The 20,342-nt window shown below is 44.3% G+C and carries 20 protein-coding genes and 4 tRNA genes; 18 read left to right on the top strand and 6 right to left on the bottom strand.

The window, feature by feature from the left end; translation table 11 throughout:
* Positions 1–25 precede the first annotated feature (25 nt).
* Positions 26–955: a manganese-dependent inorganic pyrophosphatase gene (locus MHI44_RS11265; protein ID WP_061890970.1), complete on the bottom strand. Its 930-nt coding sequence runs from the start codon at positions 953–955 to the stop codon at positions 26–28.
* Between the two features lie 205 nt (positions 956–1,160).
* Here MHI44_RS11265 and hypR point away from each other — a divergent pair, with 205 nt between their 5' ends.
* The gene (gene hypR / locus MHI44_RS11260) at positions 1,161–1,538 is read left to right on the top strand and encodes a transcriptional regulator HypR (protein ID WP_014478546.1); all 378 of its coding nucleotides are present in this window, start codon (positions 1,161–1,163) and stop codon (positions 1,536–1,538) included.
* A gap of 31 nt (positions 1,539–1,569) precedes the next feature.
* Here hypR and cotF read toward each other — a convergent pair whose 3' ends face one another.
* Positions 1,570–2,052 carry a spore coat protein CotF gene (gene cotF / locus MHI44_RS11255; protein ID WP_003226906.1) on the bottom strand — a complete coding sequence of 161 codons (483 nt, stop codon included), beginning with the start codon at positions 2,050–2,052 and terminating at the stop codon, positions 1,570–1,572.
* 145 nt (positions 2,053–2,197) lie between these two features.
* Here cotF and MHI44_RS11250 point away from each other — a divergent pair, with 145 nt between their 5' ends.
* From MHI44_RS11250 to rplI, 4 genes are all read left to right on the top strand, one after another.
* Complete coding sequence (locus MHI44_RS11250; protein ID WP_003226909.1) at positions 2,198–2,347, top strand: hypothetical protein; 150 nt, start codon at positions 2,198–2,200, stop codon at positions 2,345–2,347.
* 224 nt (positions 2,348–2,571) lie between these two features.
* Positions 2,572–3,501, top strand: coding sequence for a YybS family protein (locus tag MHI44_RS11245; RefSeq protein WP_003226911.1), 930 nt, complete (start codon positions 2,572–2,574; stop codon positions 3,499–3,501).
* Positions 3,502–3,537: 36 nt separating this feature from the next.
* Positions 3,538–5,517 carry a cyclic-di-AMP phosphodiesterase GdpP gene (gene gdpP / locus MHI44_RS11240; protein WP_003242517.1) on the top strand — a complete coding sequence of 660 codons (1,980 nt, stop codon included), beginning with the start codon at positions 3,538–3,540 and terminating at the stop codon, positions 5,515–5,517.
* Positions 5,514–5,963 carry a 50S ribosomal protein L9 gene (rplI, locus tag MHI44_RS11235; protein ID WP_003226915.1) on the top strand — a complete coding sequence of 150 codons (450 nt, stop codon included), beginning with the start codon at positions 5,514–5,516 and terminating at the stop codon, positions 5,961–5,963. Before gdpP ends, rplI begins: the two co-directional genes overlap by 4 nt.
* Before the next feature lie 37 nt (positions 5,964–6,000).
* On the opposite strand, the gene MHI44_RS11230 is transcribed toward rplI, so the two are convergent.
* From MHI44_RS11230 to MHI44_RS11220, 3 genes are all read right to left on the bottom strand, one after another.
* The gene (locus tag MHI44_RS11230; RefSeq protein ID WP_339201951.1) at positions 6,001–8,058 is read right to left on the bottom strand and encodes a glycosyltransferase family 39 protein; all 2,058 of its coding nucleotides are present in this window, start codon (positions 8,056–8,058) and stop codon (positions 6,001–6,003) included.
* 105 nt (positions 8,059–8,163) lie between these two features.
* Entirely contained in the window at positions 8,164–9,372 is a 1,209-nt protein-coding gene (locus tag MHI44_RS11225) for a CynX/NimT family MFS transporter (RefSeq protein WP_024572082.1), read from the bottom strand.
* Positions 9,373–9,444: 72 nt separating this feature from the next.
* Positions 9,445–9,585, bottom strand: a complete 141-nt coding sequence (locus MHI44_RS11220) for a YycC family protein (protein WP_003242786.1) — start codon at positions 9,583–9,585, stop codon at positions 9,445–9,447.
* A 120-nt stretch (positions 9,586–9,705) separates the two neighbouring features.
* Here MHI44_RS11220 and MHI44_RS11215 point away from each other — a divergent pair, with 120 nt between their 5' ends.
* The gene (locus MHI44_RS11215; protein WP_015250806.1) at positions 9,706–9,909 is read left to right on the top strand and encodes a hypothetical protein; all 204 of its coding nucleotides are present in this window, start codon (positions 9,706–9,708) and stop codon (positions 9,907–9,909) included.
* Between the two features lie 47 nt (positions 9,910–9,956).
* On the opposite strand, the gene MHI44_RS11210 is transcribed toward MHI44_RS11215, so the two are convergent.
* On the bottom strand, positions 9,957–10,157 hold the full coding sequence (locus MHI44_RS11210; protein ID WP_003226922.1) for a DUF2188 domain-containing protein: 201 nt from the start codon (positions 10,155–10,157) through the stop codon (positions 9,957–9,959).
* Positions 10,158–10,326: 169 nt separating this feature from the next.
* Between MHI44_RS11210 and dnaB the strand changes: the two genes are divergently transcribed.
* From dnaB to MHI44_RS11150, 12 genes are all read left to right on the top strand, one after another.
* Positions 10,327–11,691, top strand: a complete 1,365-nt coding sequence (dnaB, locus tag MHI44_RS11205) for a replicative DNA helicase (protein WP_003226923.1) — start codon at positions 10,327–10,329, stop codon at positions 11,689–11,691.
* A gap of 122 nt (positions 11,692–11,813) precedes the next feature.
* The gene (locus tag MHI44_RS11200; RefSeq protein ID WP_029726112.1) at positions 11,814–12,233 is read left to right on the top strand and encodes a VOC family protein; all 420 of its coding nucleotides are present in this window, start codon (positions 11,814–11,816) and stop codon (positions 12,231–12,233) included.
* Positions 12,234–12,438: 205 nt separating this feature from the next.
* Positions 12,439–13,731: an adenylosuccinate synthase gene (gene purA, locus MHI44_RS11195; protein WP_003226929.1), complete on the top strand. Its 1,293-nt coding sequence runs from the start codon at positions 12,439–12,441 to the stop codon at positions 13,729–13,731.
* Positions 13,732–13,954: 223 nt separating this feature from the next.
* Positions 13,955–14,030 (top strand) — tRNA-Lys (locus MHI44_RS11190).
* A 9-nt stretch (positions 14,031–14,039) separates the two neighbouring features.
* A tRNA-Glu gene (locus MHI44_RS11185) sits at positions 14,040–14,111 on the top strand.
* 81 nt (positions 14,112–14,192) lie between these two features.
* A tRNA-Asp gene (locus MHI44_RS11180) sits at positions 14,193–14,269 on the top strand.
* 35 nt (positions 14,270–14,304) lie between these two features.
* Positions 14,305–14,377: transfer RNA gene (locus tag MHI44_RS11175), tRNA-Phe, on the top strand.
* A 383-nt stretch (positions 14,378–14,760) separates the two neighbouring features.
* Positions 14,761–15,468, top strand: a complete 708-nt coding sequence (gene walR / locus MHI44_RS11170) for a cell wall metabolism DNA-binding response regulator WalR (RefSeq protein ID WP_003244363.1) — start codon at positions 14,761–14,763, stop codon at positions 15,466–15,468.
* Between the two features lie 7 nt (positions 15,469–15,475).
* Positions 15,476–17,311 carry a cell wall metabolism sensor histidine kinase WalK gene (walK, locus tag MHI44_RS11165; RefSeq protein ID WP_009968432.1) on the top strand — a complete coding sequence of 612 codons (1,836 nt, stop codon included), beginning with the start codon at positions 15,476–15,478 and terminating at the stop codon, positions 17,309–17,311.
* On the top strand, positions 17,301–18,668 hold the full coding sequence (gene walH / locus MHI44_RS11160) for a WalRK two-component regulatory system regulator WalH (protein WP_069323080.1): 1,368 nt from the start codon (positions 17,301–17,303) through the stop codon (positions 18,666–18,668). Before walK ends, walH begins: the two co-directional genes overlap by 11 nt.
* Positions 18,655–19,497: a WalRK two-component regulatory system regulator WalI gene (gene walI, locus MHI44_RS11155; protein WP_029318542.1), complete on the top strand. Its 843-nt coding sequence runs from the start codon at positions 18,655–18,657 to the stop codon at positions 19,495–19,497. Before walH ends, walI begins: the two co-directional genes overlap by 14 nt.
* 21 nt (positions 19,498–19,518) lie before the next feature.
* A complete protein-coding gene (locus MHI44_RS11150) occupies positions 19,519–20,313 on the top strand; it encodes an MBL fold metallo-hydrolase (protein WP_003226939.1) in 795 nt (264 codons plus the stop codon).
* The last annotated feature ends 29 nt before the right edge of the window (positions 20,314–20,342 follow it).

Here is a 20,342-nt window from a genome sequence, read left to right as displayed (position 1 = left end):
CATCCCGATGCGGGATGCTTTTTGCTTATTCAGCCATTGCGTCTGTTAAGACAGGAACGACTTGTTTTTTACGGGAAACAACGCCTTTTAAGAGGGCTGTGTTGTTTTCTAATGTAACGTTGAACGCTTTTTCCACTTTCGCTGCTTCGTTACCGATTGCAAGAGCAAGTGAATCATTTTCTAAGATATCAGTGATAACGAGAAGGAACAGATCAAGATTCTTCTCAGCCACAACTTTTGAGATCACAGCTTCTAATTCAGCTTGGCGTTTTTTTACATCTTCAATGTCCACTGTGTTTACTTGTGCGATTTCGACTTTCTTGCTGCCGAGCGTAAATTCTTTCGCATCAAGAGAAATGAGCTCTTCCACTGTTTTTTTGCTTAGATCAGCGCCTGCTTTCAGCATGTTCAAGCCGTATTCTTCAGCATTTACGCCAGCGATCTCCGCAAGCTCTTTTGCTGCTGCTACGTCTTGGTCCGTGCAAGTTGGAGATTTAAATAACAGGGAATCAGAAATGATCGCAGACAGCATAAGGCCGGCAATTTCTTTCTCGATTTTCACGTTATTCTCTTTGTACATTTTGTTTAAGATGGTAGCCGTACAGCCTACAGGCTCAGCACGATAGTAAAGCGGCTCAGCTGTTTCAAAGTTAGCGATGCGGTGATGGTCGATAACCTCTAAAACCTGAACCTCTTCAATGTCTTTGATGCTTTGCTGGCGTTCGTTATGGTCAACCAGGATAACGGCGTTTACTTCGTTTGCAGCTGTTTCAACAAAGCGCGGGCTTTCTTGTTTGAAATAGTCAAGCGCGTATTGTGTTTCGCCGTTGACTTGTCCGAGACGGACAGGCTCAGCATTGAAGCCGAGTTTGTTTTTCAAATCAGCATAAGCAATCGCAGAACAAATCGTATCTGTGTCTGGGTTTTGGTGTCCGAAAATAAGTATCTTTTCCATGATAGCTCCTATCCTTTTTTTAAGTAGTGTAATCTTTATATAGTTTAACACGTCTTGCTGCAGGTGTAATCATGCAAACCCTTAAAAATTGATGTGAATAAGAAGCATTTTCTTTGAGCTAAGGAGAAAAGGTGTGTAAAATACTGGGTAGCTTAGTTGCAAAATGTAATGTAGTATCAAAAAAGGTACTATTGGAGGGTCAAGAATGAGTGGAAAAAAGAATATATACCCGAACAAAGAAGGCTGTCCAGTTGAATTTACTCTAGATGTCATTGGCGGAAAGTGGAAAGGAATTCTTTTTTATCACATGATAGATGGCAAGAAACGATTTAATGAGTTTCGGCGAATCTGCCCGAGTATTACTCAAAGAATGCTTACTCTTCAGCTGAGGGAGCTGGAAGCGGACGGCATCGTGCATCGTGAGGTTTATCAACAGGTGCCGCCCAAGGTTGAGTACTCTCTGACGGAATTCGGGCGAACGCTTGAACCGATTGTTTTGCAAATGAAAGAATGGGGAGAATCCAACAGAGACGTGCTGGAATCTTATCGTTCGAACGGCTTACTGAAGGATCAGCAGAAATAGCAGCAAAGGGAAAACTCCTTTGCTGCTTGTTTTATTTCATTGAAATGGCTCTGTTGGCGTTTCTGACATCGTTTTTCAACAGTTCAGAAAGGTTGTAAGACGGATAATATCCATGCTGATACATGTATCGATAAACTTGGGCGTGCAGCTGGATGGCAGCATTCAGCTGTTTGACCAGTACGTTTCTTAATTGAGGTGTTGCTGTTTCTGTAATTGCGATGGCATAGCTGCGGACAGATGTTTTAGCAAAACCGAGCAGGTCACCGCTGTAAAATGGGTTATCTGCGCGTTCTTCTTCCTCATCTTCTCTGTGCGGAGCCTGTGGAAAGAACGGAAGAAGCTCTCTCAAATTTTGCTCAACGCTCTGAATAGACACGTTATAAAGCTGTCTGAGCTGAGGGTCTTTTACTTCTCTTATCATTTTCTTCAGTTTAATGAGTCCGTTTGATTGAAAAGCAACCAGCTCGTGCATTTCTAATGTTTCATGCCAAGCCAATGTTCTGCGTTCATCCATGTGAAAATTCTCCTTTATCGATCAGATTCCATATCAGCATATGCCCAATGCTCAATGTTGTTCATGATGTTTTGAAGTTTTTAAAAAGGGAAATTCACCTTATATAGGATACGGGTTGAGAACATGCACAAAGAGGTGAAACACAATGTGGGACATGATAAAGAACTTTTTCTTGTTTAGCAGCGGCGTTCTGCAAGCAACAACCCTTTTACTGGTGATCTTAATTTTTATGTATGTCAGAAAAACGAAAAAGAAAAACAAGGAATCTTCTGGCTTTATGGATGATAAACATTAATTGTGATGGGCATTCTTTTCAAAGAATGTCTTTTCATTTTTCATGTTTCACATGAAACATTAGCGTTATTTTACTTGCGATTTGGACTTATGTTAAAATATAAAAGTAAAATTTAGAGATGATATAAAAACATTCGGTGTAACGTATGTTGCAGCGATGAAAAAGAGCAGTCGTTTATGCTGCTCTTTTCTATTCGTATGTTCAGGATGATACGAGGTGACTAAGTGAAACAAACGAGAGCTTTAATGGAAGGTGCTATTTTAATCAGTCTGTTTGCGATCATCACGCTTCTGGTCGTTTATGTTCCTGTGATTGGAACAATTCTGTTATTTGCACTGCCGCTGCCAATGATCTTGTATACGATCAGACATGGATTGAAGCTAGGGATATGGATGGGCGCTGTCAGTCTTCCGGTTGTTTTTATTGTCGGGTCCTTTAACGGGCTTATTGTAGCTTTTATGTCAGCTTGCGCCGGCATTGCCATGGGACATTTTTTCAAAAGGAAAGAGCCCGGGCACGCCATTATTTCGGGCGCTCTTATTTATATGCTTAGTATTGTCTTCTATTTTGTGATAAGCATTCAGTTTTTGGGTATCAATATCATTGATGAGGCGATGACACAATACCGGCAATCTCTTGATATGGTAGAAACTGTAGCGAAGCAGTCGGGCAATGCTGGACAGTTTGAGAAGCAATTAAAACTGATGGAAGAACAATTGGGTATCGTTCAATATCTTTTTCCAACAGCTATTGTGATGGTAGGAGTTATTTTTTCTTTCCTCAGTTACCTTATCGCTAAGCCGCTCTTAAGGCGATTCTCCCCCGATATTCCTAATCTAAAGCCTTTTAGAGAGTTGAAGTTTCCGCAAAGTGTTGTAGTACTGTATTTGATTATTGTCATGCTTTCATTTTTGCCTTTAGAAAAAGGCCAAATGCTGTACTCTATCGCTTTAAATGGGGAGTTTATACTCGGGTTTCTGATTTTCATCCAAGGTTTATCATTTATCTTTTTCTATTGCCATAAGAAACAATATCCAAAGGCTGCGGCTGTGATTGCTGTCATACTTGGATTTGTGCATCCGGTCTTCATGGCAGCCATTCGCATTTTAGGCGTTTTAGATATGGGCTTTCATATAAGGAATAAGGTGAAGTGAACATGAGTTTTACTCACATGGTGGGGAGTGATAGAAATGCCAAGCTTTTATGAAAAACCGCTGTTTCGGTATCCCATCTATGCATTGATTGCTCTGTCAATTATTACAATCCTCATCAGCTTTTATTTTAACTGGATATTAGGAACCGTCGAAGTGCTGCTGCTGGCAGTTATTTTGTTTTTTATTAAGCGTGCTGATTCTCTTATTCGACAAGAGATTGATGCTTATATTTCTACGTTGTCCTACAGGTTGAAAAAAGTCGGTGAAGAGGCATTGATGGAAATGCCGATTGGAATCATGCTTTTTAATGACCAATATTATATAGAATGGGCAAATCCGTTTCTTTCCTCTTGCTTTAATGAAAGCACTTTAGTGGGGAGATCACTTTACGATACTTGTGAATCGGTAGTGCCGCTTATCAAACAAGAGGTGGAATCGGAAACGGTTACATTGAATGACCGCAAGTTTAGGGTTGTCATCAAACGGGATGAGCGTCTGTTATATTTCTTTGATGTAACAGAACAAATTCAGATTGAAAAGCTATATGAAAACGAAAGAACCGTCCTGGCATATATTTTCCTTGATAACTATGATGATGTGACACAAGGATTGGATGACCAGACGAGAAGCACGATGAACAGCCAGGTGACATCTTTGCTGAACGCTTGGGCGCAGGAGTACGGGATCTTCTTGAAAAGGACGTCTTCAGAACGCTTTATCGCTGTACTTAATGAACACATCTTAACTGAACTCGAAAATTCGAAGTTTTCGATTCTTGATGAAGTGCGGGAAAAAACCTCGTTTGACGGTGTAGCGCTGACGTTAAGCGTCGGTGTCGGGGCTTCAGTCTCTTCCTTGAAAGAACTTGGCGATTTGGCGCAATCCAGCTTGGACTTAGCACTGGGACGCGGCGGAGACCAGGTAGCCATTAAGCTGCCAAACGGCAAGGTGAAGTTTTACGGCGGTAAAACAAACCCAATGGAGAAACGAACAAGGGTGCGGGCCCGCGTGATTTCTCACGCCTTAAAGGAAATCGTCACCGAAAGCAGCAATGTGATTATCATGGGGCATAAATTCCCCGACATGGATTCTATCGGCGCAGCGATCGGGATTTTAAAGGTGGCTCAGGCAAATAACAAAGATGGTTTTATCGTGATTGACCCAAACCAAATCGGATCAAGTGTGCAGCGTTTGATTGGGGAAATCAAAAAATATGAAGAACTGTGGTCAAGATTTATTACGCCTGAAGAAGCAATGGAAATTTCCAATGATGACACACTGCTTGTGATCGTTGATACACATAAGCCGTCACTCGTCATGGAGGAACGGCTGGTCAATAAAATTGAACATATCGTGGTCATCGACCATCACCGAAGAGGTGAGGAGTTTATCAGAGATCCGCTGCTTGTTTATATGGAACCATACGCTTCTTCCACAGCGGAATTGGTGACAGAGCTGCTTGAATATCAGCCGAAGCGTTTAAAAATCAATATGATTGAAGCAACAGCCCTATTAGCTGGTATAATAGTGGATACAAAGAGCTTTTCTCTCCGCACGGGCTCGCGGACTTTCGATGCGGCTTCTTATTTAAGGGCAAAAGGCGCCGACACGGTGCTGGTGCAGAAGTTCCTGAAAGAAACCGTTGATTCCTATATTAAACGGGCGAAGCTGATCCAGCATACGGTCCTCTATAAAGATAACATAGCGATTGCTTCTCTTCCTGAAAATGAAGAGGAATACTTCGATCAAGTCCTGATTGCGCAGGCTGCCGATTCGCTGCTGTCGATGAGTGAGGTTGAGGCTTCATTTGCGGTGGCGAGACGGGATGAACAAACGGTTTGTATCAGTGCGCGGTCGCTTGGCGAGGTAAATGTTCAGATCATCATGGAGGCCCTGGAAGGCGGAGGGCATTTAACAAATGCGGCGACTCAGTTGTCCGGCATTTCAGTTTCTGAAGCGCTGGAACGGCTGAAGCACGCCATAGATGAGTATTTTGAGGGAGGCGTACAGAGATGAAGGTTATTTTCTTACAAGATGTAAAAGGAAAAGGAAAAAAAGGCGAAGTTAAAAACGTAGCAGACGGTTATGCGCATAACTTTCTAATTAAAAAAGGCCTCGCGGTTGAAGCGAACGCGTCAAACATCAGCGCGCTAAACGGACAAAAGCAGAAAGAGAAAAAAGAAGCCATTGCCGAGCTTGAGCAGGCTAAGAGCTTGAAAGAGACATTAGAAAAACTGACTGTTGAGCTTAGCGCAAAATCAGGTGAGGGCGGCCGTTTATTTGGTTCAGTGACAAGCAAGCAAATCACTGAACAGCTCCAAAAAGACCATAACATTAAAGTAGATAAGCGGAAGCTTGAACTGCCGGACGGCATTCGTGCATTAGGATATACAAACGTGCCTGTGAAGCTGCATCCTGAAGTGCAGGCTGTGTTAAAGGTACATGTAAAAGAAGAAGCTTAATAGAAAAGAGGCTTGGATTCATCCAAGCCTCTTTTTTTTATTCCACGAGATAAAGAGTTTGCTGGCTTTCTCCGCCAGGTCCTCCTCGCATTCCCTGCACGCTGTTCGTGCTGCTGGAGGAACGGCTGTACTCGTCAGATGTTATTTCTTTTCCGTTTTTCTTAATCCAGGAAACAAGTTCGCTGTTACCTGAGTTGTTTTCTGCCAGAAGGAAGTATTTCACTTTGCCTTCTTTGATCAGTTTTTTCAGTTCCGACACAGTCAGAATGGGATCCGTGCCGTTAAATCCGCCCATTGCCATAACAGATTCATTTTCGTAAATGATGTATGGCGCAGCTGTTACGGTTGTCAGAGTAGCAAATAAATATTCTTCGCCGGTATTGTGTTTTCTCAGATAGGACAGGAGCCCGCTGTCGACCTCTGAAGAGAACATGTTCCCGCCGTTTGCTGAGCCTTTGAGCTGCGGGCCGGATTCAGGAAGGACGCTGTTGCCACCGTATAGAAGCGGCGTTGCTGACCAGTAAACAGGTGTGAGAAGCAGAACGCACAAGCTGATGATGGTCAGCTGCTTACTGAACGGATGGCTGCGTTTAAGCATCAGAAGTGCAAGGGTGATGCCCAGTCCTAAGAGCCCCAGGACATACATCCATACACTGCCGATTTGGCTTGTATAAGCGCTCAGAATATACACCTGGAACACGGCTGTGATCAGAACGGCTGCCGGCAGAAGATAGCTGGACCAGTCTTGATTATTTTTGTATAAGCGGTGCATCGTATACCATCCGATACCAGAAAGGGCGGCAATCGGCGGTGCCAGCATAATCAAATAATACTGGTGGAAGAATCCTGCGATGCTGAAGAAACCAGCCACGGGAACAAGCCAAGCCGCCCAGAATAGCGTTTCTTTCATTTCAGCAGCATGTCCGCGGCGATCACGGTACCAGCTGACGATTGCGCCCAGTAATCCGATCAATGAGAATGGAAGCATCCAGCTGATTTGGCCGGAAAGTGCTGATTGGAAGAGACGGAGCGGTCCAGGATCACCGGTGCCGAACATATTCACGCTTTTTCCGCCTCCACCGCCAGGCCCTCCATTTCCAGGACCGTTGCCACCTGTGGGAGGTGTGCCTCCGCCTCCATTGAGAGCGCCGGTTTGTCCGTTAGGCGGCTGAGGCGCCTGTGAATGGTTTCCGAATGATTGATTTCCGTTCTGAGAAAAAGATGAACCGTTGCCATTTGGCGCTTGCATGTTGTCTTGATTCTGCATCTTCCCTCCGCCAGCAGCATTCATATCACCCTTTGCCAGGCCCGTAGTTTGCCCAAGCAGACGCTCTGTGCCGTTGTAGCCAAAGGCCAGTTCTAGCACTGAGTTGGTCTGGCTGCTTCCTACATAAGGCCGGCTTGAGGAAGAGGCTGAATCCACTGCAATCGCCCATGAGAGTGAAAGGCCTGTCAGAAGGACAAGAGACAGAAGCAGGGACCCGATTTTTTTCTTCAGAGAAACCCGAGATGCAATCAGGTAGAATAACACAAATGCAGGCAATACCATAAACGCTTGCATCATCTTCATATTAAAGGCGAGCCCAATCAGGGCAAATGCTGTCAGCAGCCAAACCAGCTTACCTTGTTTTACTGCCCTAAGCAGACAAGCTGAACCGAGCAATAAGGTAAAAACAAGCATGCTGTCGATATTGTTTGTCCGGCTGACAGCTACTGCGATAGGGGTCAGTGCCATGACAAGTGCGGCAATGCGGGCCGCTCCAATTCCAAAAGTCGGCTTAATCATTCTGTAGAGAAGGAATACAGACCCAACTCCGGCAAGAGCCTGGGGAATGATGACACTCCACGTGTGAACACCGAAAATCAGTGCGAAAATCGTTTGAATCCATAACACGACAGGAGGCTTATCTACTGTCACAAATCCAGAAGGGTCAAATGACGCATAAAAGAAATTATGGAAGCTTTGCGTCATGCTTTTTACAGCCGCCAAATAGTACTGGTTCGCTGTATCATCCTGCCAAATGTGATACGTATTCAAAAAAGCTGCTCCCAGCAAAATAAAAATAAGGGCTGCGTCGAATCGTTTGGTTTTCATCGTTTTTCACCTCTTTATGGTGTCTAATTGTAAAAAACAAATATGAAAAACTTATGAATAAACCATAAATATTCAAAGAAAAAAGCGGAGATATTTTCCCCGCTTTTATGCTGAATTTCTTTGTTTTTCTGACTGAAAAATGTATCGATCTCGTCCGGCTCCCTGTCCAGCTGCTCCCATTACGATCAGGGCAGCAATGAGAAGCACAATCGGCATCGTCCAAGAATGCGTCTGGTCAAAGAGATAGCCGACAAAGATTGGCCCGACTGCTGCCAGCAGGTAGCCGAATGACTGAGACATGCCTGACAGCGCAGCGGCCTGTTGGGCATTTTCACTGCGGAGACCAATCAAAGTGAGCGCCAGACTAATGCTGGAGCCTTGCCCGATACCGATAATGATCATCCAGATGGCAAGCAATGTATGGCTTCCGCCCGCTAATAATCCGCAGAGGCCGATCAGATAAACTGAGGCCAGCGCCGCAACGATACCGCGCTGCTGTTTCACACGGTCAGCTAAAACTGGTGTCAGAAAAGTGGAAGGCAGACTCGCAAATTGCATGAGTGATACCATCCATCCGGCTGTTGCCGTATCAATCCCGTGTGAACGGAGAATTTCAGGAAACCAAGCGATGCTGCTGTAAAATAAAAACGATTGCAGGCCCATAAAGATGGTGACATACCATGCCATTTTGGAAGCCCAAATGGAACTGGATTGCAGCTTCATTGTCTGGTTTGCCGTATCTCGATGGCGCAGCTGAGGTATCCAGATTAGCAATGCAAGTAAAGCCAGCCCGCCCCATAAGAGAAAAGCCTGTTTCCATCCGCCATCCATCTGGGTCGCTAAAGGAACGCTGACACCCGATGCTAAAGCTGCGAATATATTCATTGATGTCGTATACAGGCTGATCATGATCCCTGGCTTTTCAGGGTATTTATGTTTGATTAAGCTTGGCAAAAGTACGTTACCAATCGCAATCCCGACGCCGATAAGTGCCGTTCCGAAAAACAAAGCGGCAGTATAGCCGGTAGAACGAGTCAAAACACCGATCAGCAGTATCACGAGACCTAGCCATAAAGTTCGCTCATTTCCGAGGCGCTGTCCAAGCTTAGGTGCAAGCGGAGAAAGAACTGCAAACGAAAGCAGCGGCAGTGCGGTCAAAAAACCGGCTGCCCCATTGGACATGTGCAGCTCTGCCCGGATAGAGCTGATGACCGGACCGACTGAAGTGATCGCGGGCCGTAAGTTAAAGGCGATAAAGATAATGCCGGTGATCAGCCAAAATGATTGGATTTTTTTATTATGTGGATGTGGCAAAGCAGTTACTCCTCTTTTCTAACATATACATGATATTATCCCGAAACAAGTAAGCAAGTATGTGAATGAAGGCTATGATTTGTCCTCTTTTTGCAGTTCAGCCATTTTGGCAAGCAGAATATGCTGAGGCATATGCATGATCTGTTCAAGCGGCAGATTCAAGGACTCTGCAAGCTTTTGTGCAGTTTCAGCAGAAATTTGCAAAGGTCTCACAAAAGATCCCTCCTCTCTTCTGTCCATTGTACAAGAATCAGATGTGAAATGTAAGAAGATGTCACAAAGGAATAGAGCAATCGGAAAATGACCGTTATAAAAGAGGTAAGGAGGGTTCTTATGCACGCACCGTTGTCTTTATTAAAACAAATGCTGAAGGAACACCAAATAGACACTGAAAAAGCTGTCACTTTCGAAGAATATATAGCAGTGAGGCTAAAGCTTCAGGAGCTGATGGGGAAATTTGCTTCGATCGGAGAGTGGGATCTGTATCAAAAAGCGGCAGATTTGATGATGCACATAGGCATCCAATGGATGAAATAAACCGATAACCGCTAAAAAACCCTCGCTGCAGCGAAGGCTTTCATTCATTAAAATGAGTGTTCTTCTTCCACATTTTTAAACTGGTCATAAATTACAAGCTTAGACGGACTGTTTTCCTTAGCCACCTGTTTGGCTTTTTCAATAGCGGCGTCTTTAGACGTATACAAAGCTGTCGGCGCTACATTCTCCACCTCAATAAACCAGCCGTCCGCATCAACATTAGGTGTAATCGCATATTTCTTTATCATCTTTCATTCCTCCCTCATGTTTTATTGCATTTTTCCCGCCTTGTTACTGTCCGAAACGATCCAATCTGCTAACTGAAAAAAACAGGAAACAGACAATTTTTCTATTTTTTTTCTGTAGAAATGGTAGAATGGAGGTTGGAGATTTTTTAATGAGAGGACGGTGCTTAGCATGACAGACCTTCTGAATGACCGGCTTCCTCCGCAAAATATAGAAGCCGAACAAGCCGTGTTAGGCGCTATTTTTTTACAGCCGTCTGCTTTAACACTGGCTTCAGAAGTATTGATTCCAGATGATTTCTATAGAATGTCCCACCAAAAAATCTATAATGCGATGCTGGTGCTCGGTGACCGAGGTGAACCGGTTGATCTGGTGACAGTCACATCAGAGCTTGCGAACACAGACCTGCTGGAAGAAGTAGGCGGCATTTCATATTTGACAGATATCGCAAACTCGGTGCCGACAGCGGCTAACATAGAATATTACGCGAAAATCGTTGAGGAAAAATCGATTCTTCGCCGATTAATCAGAACTGCGACAACGATTGCTCAAGACGGGTATACCCGTGAGGATGAGGTCGAGGATTTACTAAGTGAAGCGGAAAAAACGATTATGGAAGTGGCACAGCGCAAAAACACGAGTGCCTTCCAAAATATTAAGGACGTCCTTGTCCAGACCTATGATAATATCGAACAGCTTCACAATCGAAAAGGTGATATCACGGGGATTCCAACAGGGTTTACGGAGCTTGACCGGATGACTGCGGGTTTCCAGCGCAACGACTTGATCATTGTGGCTGCCCGTCCGTCAGTAGGGAAAACAGCCTTTGCCCTGAACATCGCACAAAACGTGGCGACGAAGACCGATGAGAGCGTAGCGATTTTCAGTCTTGAGATGGGTGCAGAGCAGCTCGTTATGCGTATGCTCTGTGCCGAGGGAAACATCAATGCCCAGAATCTCCGTACAGGTAACCTGACCGAAGAGGATTGGGGCAAGCTGACGATGGCAATGGGAAGCCTGTCGAACAGCGGGATTTACATCGATGATACACCGGGTATTCGGGTGAGTGAAATCCGTGCCAAGTGCCGCCGCTTGAAGCAGGAAAGCGGGCTGGGCATGATTTTGATCGATTACCTGCAATTGATTCAGGGAAGCGGTCGTTCAAAGGACAACCGTCAGCAGGAGGTATCTGAAATTTCCCGTGAACTGAAGTCGATTGCCAGGGAGCTGCAAGTCCCTGTTATCGCCCTTTCTCAGCTTTCCAGGGGTGTTGAGCAGCGTCAGGATAAACGTCCGATGATGTCTGATATCCGGGAATCAGGAAGTATCGAGCAGGACGCGGATATTGTCGCGTTCCTTTATCGTGATGACTACTATGACAAAGAAACCGAGAATAAAAATATTATCGAAATTATTATCGCCAAACAGCGTAACGGCCCGGTAGGAACCGTGTCTCTTGCGTTCGTAAAAGAATACAACAAATTCGTCAACCTGGAACGGCGTTTTGATGACGCAGGCGTTCCGCCCGGCGCATAAGCCCCAAGAGCTGCTCTTGGGGTTTTTTTTTCATTCGAAAGATGGAAGAAATACCGTTCGCTCAGCGGATGAAAATTTGAAAGCGTTTTAATAAAATGGTGCAAAAAGGAGATGGTAACAATATGGGAAAACGTTTTTCGTCTTTTCAAGCAGCACAAATCCGAATTGCGCGTCCTACGGGCCAGCTTGATGAGATTATTCGTTTTTACGAAGAGGGACTGTGTTTGAAACGAATAGGAGAATTTTCACAGCATAACGGGTATGACGGTGTCATGTTCGGCCTTCCTCATGCCGATTATCATTTGGAATTCACCCAGTATGAAGGTGGAAGCACTGCCCCCGTTCCCCATCCCGACAGCCTTCTTGTTTTTTATGTGCCGAATGCAGATGAACTGGCAGCGATCACTTCAAAGCTAAAGCACATGGGCTATCAAGAGGTCGAATCAGAGAACCCGTACTGGAGCAATGGGGGAGTGACGATAGAGGACCCGGACGGCTGGCGGGTCGTTTTTATGAATTCAAAAGGGATATCAGGCAAGTGATTCTTTCTTATGCTAAAGGGTGAAAGTTTCGCAAGCTTTTTATGACAAAGCAGTGAGAAAACGCTTATAAAACGAATGAAAGCGAACGAATATAGATTTACAATAATTTAATGTTCGGATTTACAATTGACTTTCTGTTTCTTCACTGATAAACTTGATTTGTTTGAATAGAATCGTTTTGAAAGGTTAACGGAGGTGCACGGACATGTCTTCAGTAGTTGTAGTAGGTACGCAATGGGGCGATGAAGGAAAAGGTAAAATTACAGATTTCCTATCAGAAAATGCAGAAGTGATCGCCCGTTATCAAGGCGGAAATAACGCAGGGCATACAATCAAGTTTGACGGAATCACATATAAGCTTCATTTAATCCCGTCTGGAATTTTCTATAAGGATAAAACGTGTGTAATCGGAAACGGAATGGTTGTAGATCCGAAAGCATTAGTCACAGAGCTTGCGTATCTTCATGAGCGCAACGTGAGTACAGATAACCTGAGAATCAGCAACAGAGCTCACGTGATTCTGCCGTATCATTTGAAATTGGATGAAGTGGAAGAAGAGCGTAAAGGGGCTAACAAGATCGGCACAACGAAAAAAGGAATCGGCCCTGCTTACATGGATAAAGCAGCCCGCATCGGAATTCGCATCGCGGATCTGTTAGACCGTGACGCGTTTGCGGAAAAGCTTGAGCGCAATCTTGAAGAAAAAAACCGTCTTCTCGAGAAAATGTACGAGACAGAAGGGTTTAAACTTGAGGATATCTTAGACGAATATTATGAGTACGGCCAGCAGATTAAAAAATATGTTTGCGATACATCTGTTGTCTTAAACGATGCTCTTGATGAAGGGCGCCGTGTATTATTTGAAGGCGCACAAGGGGTTATGCTCGATATCGACCAAGGAACATACCCGTTTGTTACGTCATCTAACCCGGTTGCCGGCGGTGTCACGATCGGTTCTGGTGTCGGCCCAACCAAAATCAAGCACGTTGTCGGTGTATCAAAAGCATATACGACTCGTGTCGGCGACGGTCCTTTCCCGACTGAGCTGAAAGATGAAATCGGCGATCAAATCCGTGAAGTCGGACGCGAATATGGAACAACAACAGGCCGCCCGCGCCGTGTCGGCTGGTTTGACAGCGTTGTTGTCCGCCACGCCCGCCGTGTGAGCGGAATTACAGATCTTTCTCTGAACTCAATTGACGTCCTAACAGGAATTGAAACGTTGAAAATCTGTGTGGCATACCGCTACAAAGGCGAAATCATTGAAGAATTCCCAGCAAGTCTTAAGGCACTTGCTGAATGTGAGCCGGTATATGAAGAAATGCCAGGCTGGACTGAGGATATTACAGGTGCGAAGAGCTTGAGCGAGCTTCCGGAAAATGCGCGCCATTATCTTGAGCGTGTGTCTCAGCTGACAGGCATTCCGCTTTCTATTTTCTCTGTCGGTCCAGACCGCTCACAAACAAATGTCCTTCGCAGTGTGTACCGTGCGAACTAAATAGAATATGTCTGCAAGCCCCTATTTAAGGGGCTTGTTTTTGTTTGAAAGCCGCATATAAGTTGGTCTGAGAAAAAAATATGAAAAAAAACCAAAAAAGTTATTGCCACTTCTATTTGTTCGTGATATTATAAATCTCGTTGTTACGGAAACTGCTTCAATAGAGTACGAGATAAGAACTAGATCTAAGTCGTTTGCTCTATAGAAATTCCGACATCTTTAAGAGCCATTAGCTCAGTTGGTAGAGCATCTGACTTTTAATCAGAGGGTCGAAGGTTCGAGTCCTTCATGGCTCACCATTTCGTGAAGGCCCGTTGGTCAAGCGGTTAAGACACCGCCCTTTCACGGCGGTAACACGGGTTCGAATCCCGTACGGGTCATTGATTTACTTTAGCGTTATTGCTAAATTCCTTATTTGTCTGTGAGAGCTGACACGACAGCTCTCCGGGCAATTACTGTAAGGTCCGGTAGTTCAGTTGGTTAGAATGCCTGCCTGTCACGCAGGAGGTCGCGGGTTCGAGTCCCGTCCGGACCGCCATTTTACTTTACTTAGTAGAGAAAAATAAAACATTTGGCTCGGTAGCTCAGTTGGTAGAGCAACGGACTGAAAATCCGTGTGTCGGCGGTTCGATTCCGTCCCGAGCCACTTACCAAACGCATCTGCAATCGTAGGTGCGTTTTTTCTTTTAGGAAAAAGGCAAACATGAGGAGTGTTATAATAGAAGAAAAAGGGAGAACCGGCCCTGCGGCCGGTTCAAAGAAGAAGACGTCATTGATAAAGACGCACTCCGGTGAGGGGAGGTTTCAATAAAGTTATCTTTTTTAAAAAAAGTTGACCAGCATGACATTAGATAAACAACTGGCGATAAAGGTGAAACATGTGTTTTTTTTCTAAACCTTTATTTTTTTTATCTTTTGACCTTAAACCGTTATAATAGACAAGGACCCATTCTTTACATGGGCCATAAGTGATGAAACGAATGTTATATAGATGAAATGAAGTCATTCGGCAGGAGGAAAATCAAAATGATGGATAAAAAGATCCTTGTAGTAGATGATGAAAAACCGATTGCAGATATATTGGAATTTAACTTAAGAAAAGAAGGCTATGAAGTGCACTGTGCCCACGACGGAAACGAAGCCGTTGAAATGGTAGAAGAGCTTCAGCCTGATTTAATACTTTTAGATATTATGCTCCCGAATAAAGACGGCGTTGAAGTATGCCGCGAAGTCAGAAAGAAATACGATATGCCAATCATTATGCTGACGGCTAAGGATTCAGAAATTGACAAGGTTATCGGGCTTGAAATCGGTGCTGATGACTATGTCACAAAACCATTCAGCACACGCGAGCTCTTGGCACGTGTAAAAGCGAACCTGCGTCGCCAGCTGACAACAGCGCCTGCGGAGGAAGAGCCTTCCTCTAACGAGATTCATATCGGCTCTCTCGTTATCTTCCCTGACGCGTACGTTGTATCAAAACGAGACGAAACAATCGAATTGACTCATCGTGAGTTCGAATTGCTTCATTATTTAGCAAAACATATCGGACAAGTGATGACCCGTGAACATTTGCTTCAAACCGTTTGGGGCTATGATTACTTCGGCGATGTCAGAACGGTTGACGTAACAGTCCGCCGGCTTCGTGAAAAAATCGAGGACAACCCGAGCCATCCAAATTGGATCGTCACACGCCGCGGTGTAGGTTATTACTTGAGAAACCCAGAACAGGACTAATTCCCATATGAATAAGGTTGGTTTTTTTCGGTCGATCCAATTTAAGATTACCTTGATTTATGTGCTTTTGATTATCATTGCCATGCAAATCATTGGTGTGTATTTTGTCAATCAGGTAGAGAAGTCGCTAATCAGCTCTTATGAACAATCGCTGAATCAGCGAATCGACAACCTTTCTTATTATATCGAACAAGAATATAAGAGCGATAACGACAGCACCGTCATAAAGGATGACGTCAGCCGTATTTTGAATGACTTCACGAAAAGTGATGAGGTTCGGGAAATTAGCTTTGTAGATAAAAGCTATGAAGTGGTCGGTTCTTCAAAGCCGTATGGTGAGGAAGTGGCAGGGAAACAAACGACCGATCTGATTTTCAAAAGAATTTTTTCTACCAAACAGTCGTATTTAAGAAAATATTATGACCCGAAAAGCAAAATCAGAGTTCTTATTTCCGCGAAGCCCGTCATGACTGAAAACCAAGAGGTTGTGGGCGCGATCTATGTTGTCGCGAGTATGGAAGATGTCTTTAATCAAATGAAGACGATCAACACGATACTGGCGTCCGGCACAGGTTTGGCACTTGTTTTGACGGCTCTTCTCGGTATTTTTCTGGCAAGAACCATTACCCACCCGCTTTCAGATATGCGAAAGCAGGCGATGGAGCTTGCGAAAGGGAATTTCTCGAGGAAGGTTAAAAAGTACGGGCATGATGAAATTGGGCAGCTAGCCACAACGTTTAACCACTTAACGAGAGAGCTTGAAGATGCCCAGGCGATGACTGAAGGAGAACGCAGAAAGCTAGCCTCTGTCATTGCTTATATGACAGACGGCGTTATCGCCACAAACCGAAACGGAGCGATTATTCTCTTAAACAGCCCGGCGCTGGAGCTGTTGAACGTTTCACGTGAAACAGCCTTAGAAATGCCGATTACGAGTTTGCTGGGGCTTCAAGAGAATTATACTTTTGAAGATTTAGTGGAGCAGCAGGATTCTATGCTGCTTGAAATTGAGCGCGATGATGAATTAACGGTGCTTCGCGTGAATTTCTCTGTGATTCAAAGGGAACACGGCAAAATTGATGGTTTAATCGCTGTCATTTACGATGTAACCGAACAAGAGAAAATGGATCAGGAACGCAGAGAATTCGTTGCGAATGTATCACATGAGCTGCGGACGCCGCTTACGACAATGCGCAGCTATTTAGAAGCGTTAGCTGAAGGCGCGTGGGAAAATAAAGACATTGCTCCGCGCTTCTTAATGGTGACGCAAAATGAAACAGAGCGTATGATCCGGCTTGTCAATGATCTGCTTCAGCTGTCGAAATTTGACAGTAAGGATTATCAATTTAACCGGGAATGGATTCAGATTGTCCGGTTTATGTCACTTATTATTGACCGTTTTGAAATGACAAAAGAGCAGCATGTGGAGTTTATCCGCAATCTGCCGGACAGAGATCTGTACGTCGAGATCGACCAGGATAAAATTACGCAGGTGCTCGATAATATTATTTCTAACGCTTTAAAATATTCACCGGAAGGCGGACATGTCACGTTCTCGATTGATGTCAATGAAGAGGAAGAACTTCTCTATATCAGCGTGAAGGATGAAGGGATTGGTATTCCGAAAAAAGATGTCGAAAAAGTCTTTGACCGCTTCTACAGGGTGGATAAAGCGAGAACGAGAAAGCTTGGCGGCACCGGTCTGGGATTGGCGATTGCCAAGGAAATGGTACAGGCGCACGGCGGAGATATTTGGGCGGACAGCATAGAAGGAAAAGGCACGACGATTACATTTACTCTTCCATATAAAGAGGAACAAGAGGATGATTGGGATGAAGCGTGAAAATATAAAAACGATATTACTTACCGTACTCGTCGTCATCAGTCTTGTTTTTACATGGGGGATATGGACGTTCCAGCCAAACTTTTCTGAAGGCTCATCCTCAACAGAGTCTACCGTGCGTGAGAAACACAAAATTGAAAAAACCACCCAAAAGCTGTCTGAAACGGTAAGGCCGCGAGACATGTTTATCCATGATGACGGCGCTCATTACAAAGTGGATGACAATGCCCTCTATGAAGAAATCTGGTCTGACTTGCCGCATTGGGATGTAAAAGGAATTAAAGATATTTCGGATCAGTATGACAAGTCTGGATTCAAGAGCTGGTTTTATGGAATAGGCGGTTCTGAAGCCAAGCTTGACTTGCAATTCAGCGATACGATTCCGATTGATATTTTCCAAACGCTGTTTAAATGGTCTAATCAGTCGTTTGAATACAGTTCGTTTGACCATATTCTGATCCCGTTCAATGAAACAAAAGCGAACAAGAAAATCTATTTGGTGTCATACAGCAAGCAGCTCATTCTTGAAGTGACGGTTGAATCAGCAAACTACCGGAACATTATGAACGACTTGAAAAACAGGCAATCAAATATGCCGGCGTTCAGTTTGTTCTCCATTGGCTCAAAGAAAGAGTTCTTGCTGCCGAACAAACCGCTTACGATGGACAAAAAAGAATTTGTCACAGAATCGATTAAAACAAATACCTTTAAGCAGGCTTTGTTTAGTGATCCGAGCATTGTAAGAGAAGATTCGAATTACAACAACAGAAATGTGCTGACAGATGGGATCAGCCGGTTAGATGTGAATCTAAGCCAGCGACAGGTGCAATTCCAGCAGCGCAATTTGGTGCAGAGCACATCCTATCAAACAGGTGAGTTAATCAAAAAGAGCCAAAAATACCTTGAGGATACCGGAAGCTGGACGGATCACTATCAATTTTTCAGTATCAATGACAGCCAGCAGCTGAGTTTCTATATCTTTATGGATCAGATCCCGGTCATTAACAGCACCGCCAAACCTTTCGGAGCGACATCGGCGATTACGGTGCAATGGGCGAATGATGATATTCTCAGCTATAAGCGGCCGAATTACAGTCTCGGAACGAATCCAATTAAAACAAGTGAAACAGAGCTCATGAGCGGCAGCGAAGTGAAGATGCTGCTTTCTAAACAAACCGCTTATGATACGGACAAAATTGATCAGATCTTCCTTGCTTATCAATTGGTATCAACATCAACCAACGATGATCCTCTCGTTGAACTGGAACCGGTTTGGGCGATGAAAGTAAATGGAAAAATTGTGCCGATTACAAAGGATTTATTGAGGAAGGAGGGGGCTAACAGTGGAGTGGAATAAGACAAAATCAATCTTCATCGTTGCCTTCCTCATTTTAGATATTTTCTTAGGCTATCAGTTTTTTCAAAAATGGCAGGCTACCGGCAAAGAATATGAAGTCATTAAAAATGATGTCGAGCATGACATGAAGGCCGATCATATCACGTATGAAGGCTTGAATAAGGAAGCGACAGAAGGCTATCGGATCACGGCAAATCAAAAAGCCTTCACCAAGGAGGAAATTGAGGCGCTGAAGGATCAAAAGCCTTTGATGGACATGCCTAGTGATGATCATAAAGTAACGAGCCTGAAAATGAAGTTTGCAAATCCAATAGCCCTATCAAAGAAGGATATCGAGGACGATGCTCAGGCACTTGTTTCTTCAAAGATTCAAGATGGCGAAAAATATAAGCTTTGGAAGGTTAATAAATCGAAGAAAGAAATTATTTTCTTCCAAACGTACGAAGGCCATTATATTTACCAAAAGACCGATAATCCCGCTAATATGATCGGGCAAGTGGTATTGCACTTAAACGGTAAAAACGAGGTTGTGTCGTACGACCAGACTACGCTTGAGACCTTCAAGCAAATCCAGAAAGAAAGCTTAATTACTGAAATGGATGCGGTTGAGCTATTGTACTATCAAAATCAATTAAAAGAATACAGTACTGTGAAGAGCTGTAAATTCGGCTATGTAGCACAATATCCGCTGACAAGTACGCAGGTGCTGGCGCCGGTATGGAGAATTACGGTCGAGTACGAGAAAAAAGTGAACGGTGAGAAAAAGACAGTACAAGAGTATTTTACTGTGAATGCTTTGGAGAGTACGATTTTAGATACAGATCAATGAAAATAATGGAGTGAGACAAACATGAGCTTGCAATTTAGCGTACTTGCGAGCGGGAGTACGGGAAATGCGTTTTACCTCGAAACAGAGGATCACGCATTTTTAGTGGACGCCGGTTTGAGCGGAAAAGCCATGGATGGGCTGATGGCGCAGATCGGGCGTAAGCTGGATGATGTAGACGGCATTTTTGTGACGCATGAGCATAGTGACCATATTAAGGGCCTTGGTGTCGTCGCCAGAAAGTACAAGCTTCCGATCTATGCGAATGAGAAGACTTGGAAAGCGATGGAGAATCAAATCGGCAAAATTGACACCGATCAAAAGTTTGTATTTCCGATGGAGACGGTGAAGTCGTTCGGCGGACTTGATGTTGAATCGTTTGGCGTCTCCCACGATGCGGCGGAACCGATGTTTTATGTGTTCCATTATAACGGCCGAAAGCTCGCATTAATGACAGATACGGGATATGTCAGCGACCGAATGAAAGGCATTATCCGTTCAGCGAATGTGTTTGTGTTTGAAAGCAATCACGATGTCGGTATGCTGCAAATGGGGAGATACCCATGGAGCATTAAGCGGCGGATTTTAAGTGACGTCGGGCACGTGTCAAATGAAGATGCTGCCTTGGCGATGACGGATGTCATTGGCGATGAGACGTCTCGTATTTACCTGGCGCATTTGAGCCAGGACAACAACATGAAGGAGCTGGCAAGAATGTCCGTGCAGCAGACATTGGCTTCTAAAGGATTTGTGACGGGTGAGACATTTGACTTATACGACACTGATCCGAAGAAGGCCACTCCGCTTTGCGCTGTATAATTTTTCTATGTAAATCATGACTATTCTAG

It is taken from the genome of Bacillus sp. FSL K6-1366, assembly GCF_037976695.1.
GTDB lineage: Bacteria > Bacillota > Bacilli > Bacillales > Bacillaceae > Bacillus > Bacillus subtilis.
The sequence above is the reverse complement of the archived record's forward strand: the minus strand, read 5'-3'. Positions and strand labels throughout refer to the sequence as shown.

What these genes read in the sequence shown, in the direction of transcription:
- MHI44_RS11215 (WP_015250806.1), top strand. Translation starts at nt 9,706, where the DNA reads ATGCACGCACCGTTGTCTTTATTAAAACAAATGCTGAAGGAACACCAA.
- hypR (WP_014478546.1), top strand. Translation starts at nt 1,161, where the DNA reads ATGAGTGGAAAAAAGAATATATACCCGAACAAAGAAGGCTGTCCAGTT.
- gdpP (WP_003242517.1), top strand. Translation starts at nt 3,538, where the DNA reads ATGCCAAGCTTTTATGAAAAACCGCTGTTTCGGTATCCCATCTATGCA.
- dnaB (WP_003226923.1), top strand. Translation starts at nt 10,327, where the DNA reads ATGACAGACCTTCTGAATGACCGGCTTCCTCCGCAAAATATAGAAGCC.
- MHI44_RS11210 (WP_003226922.1), bottom strand. Translation starts at nt 10,157, where the DNA reads ATGATAAAGAAATATGCGATTACACCTAATGTTGATGCGGACGGCTGG.
- MHI44_RS11200 (WP_029726112.1), top strand. Translation starts at nt 11,814, where the DNA reads ATGGGAAAACGTTTTTCGTCTTTTCAAGCAGCACAAATCCGAATTGCG.
- MHI44_RS11150 (WP_003226939.1), top strand. Translation starts at nt 19,519, where the DNA reads ATGAGCTTGCAATTTAGCGTACTTGCGAGCGGGAGTACGGGAAATGCG.
- walR (WP_003244363.1), top strand. Translation starts at nt 14,761, where the DNA reads ATGGATAAAAAGATCCTTGTAGTAGATGATGAAAAACCGATTGCAGAT.
- cotF (WP_003226906.1), bottom strand. Translation starts at nt 2,052, where the DNA reads ATGGATGAACGCAGAACATTGGCTTGGCATGAAACATTAGAAATGCAC.
- walH (WP_069323080.1), top strand. Translation starts at nt 17,301, where the DNA reads ATGAAGCGTGAAAATATAAAAACGATATTACTTACCGTACTCGTCGTC.
- MHI44_RS11265 (WP_061890970.1), bottom strand. Translation starts at nt 955, where the DNA reads ATGGAAAAGATACTTATTTTCGGACACCAAAACCCAGACACAGATACG.
- purA (WP_003226929.1), top strand. Translation starts at nt 12,439, where the DNA reads ATGTCTTCAGTAGTTGTAGTAGGTACGCAATGGGGCGATGAAGGAAAA.
- MHI44_RS11250 (WP_003226909.1), top strand. Translation starts at nt 2,198, where the DNA reads ATGTGGGACATGATAAAGAACTTTTTCTTGTTTAGCAGCGGCGTTCTG.
- MHI44_RS11230 (WP_339201951.1), bottom strand. Translation starts at nt 8,058, where the DNA reads ATGAAAACCAAACGATTCGACGCAGCCCTTATTTTTATTTTGCTGGGA.
- walK (WP_009968432.1), top strand. Translation starts at nt 15,476, where the DNA reads ATGAATAAGGTTGGTTTTTTTCGGTCGATCCAATTTAAGATTACCTTG.
- rplI (WP_003226915.1), top strand. Translation starts at nt 5,514, where the DNA reads ATGAAGGTTATTTTCTTACAAGATGTAAAAGGAAAAGGAAAAAAAGGC.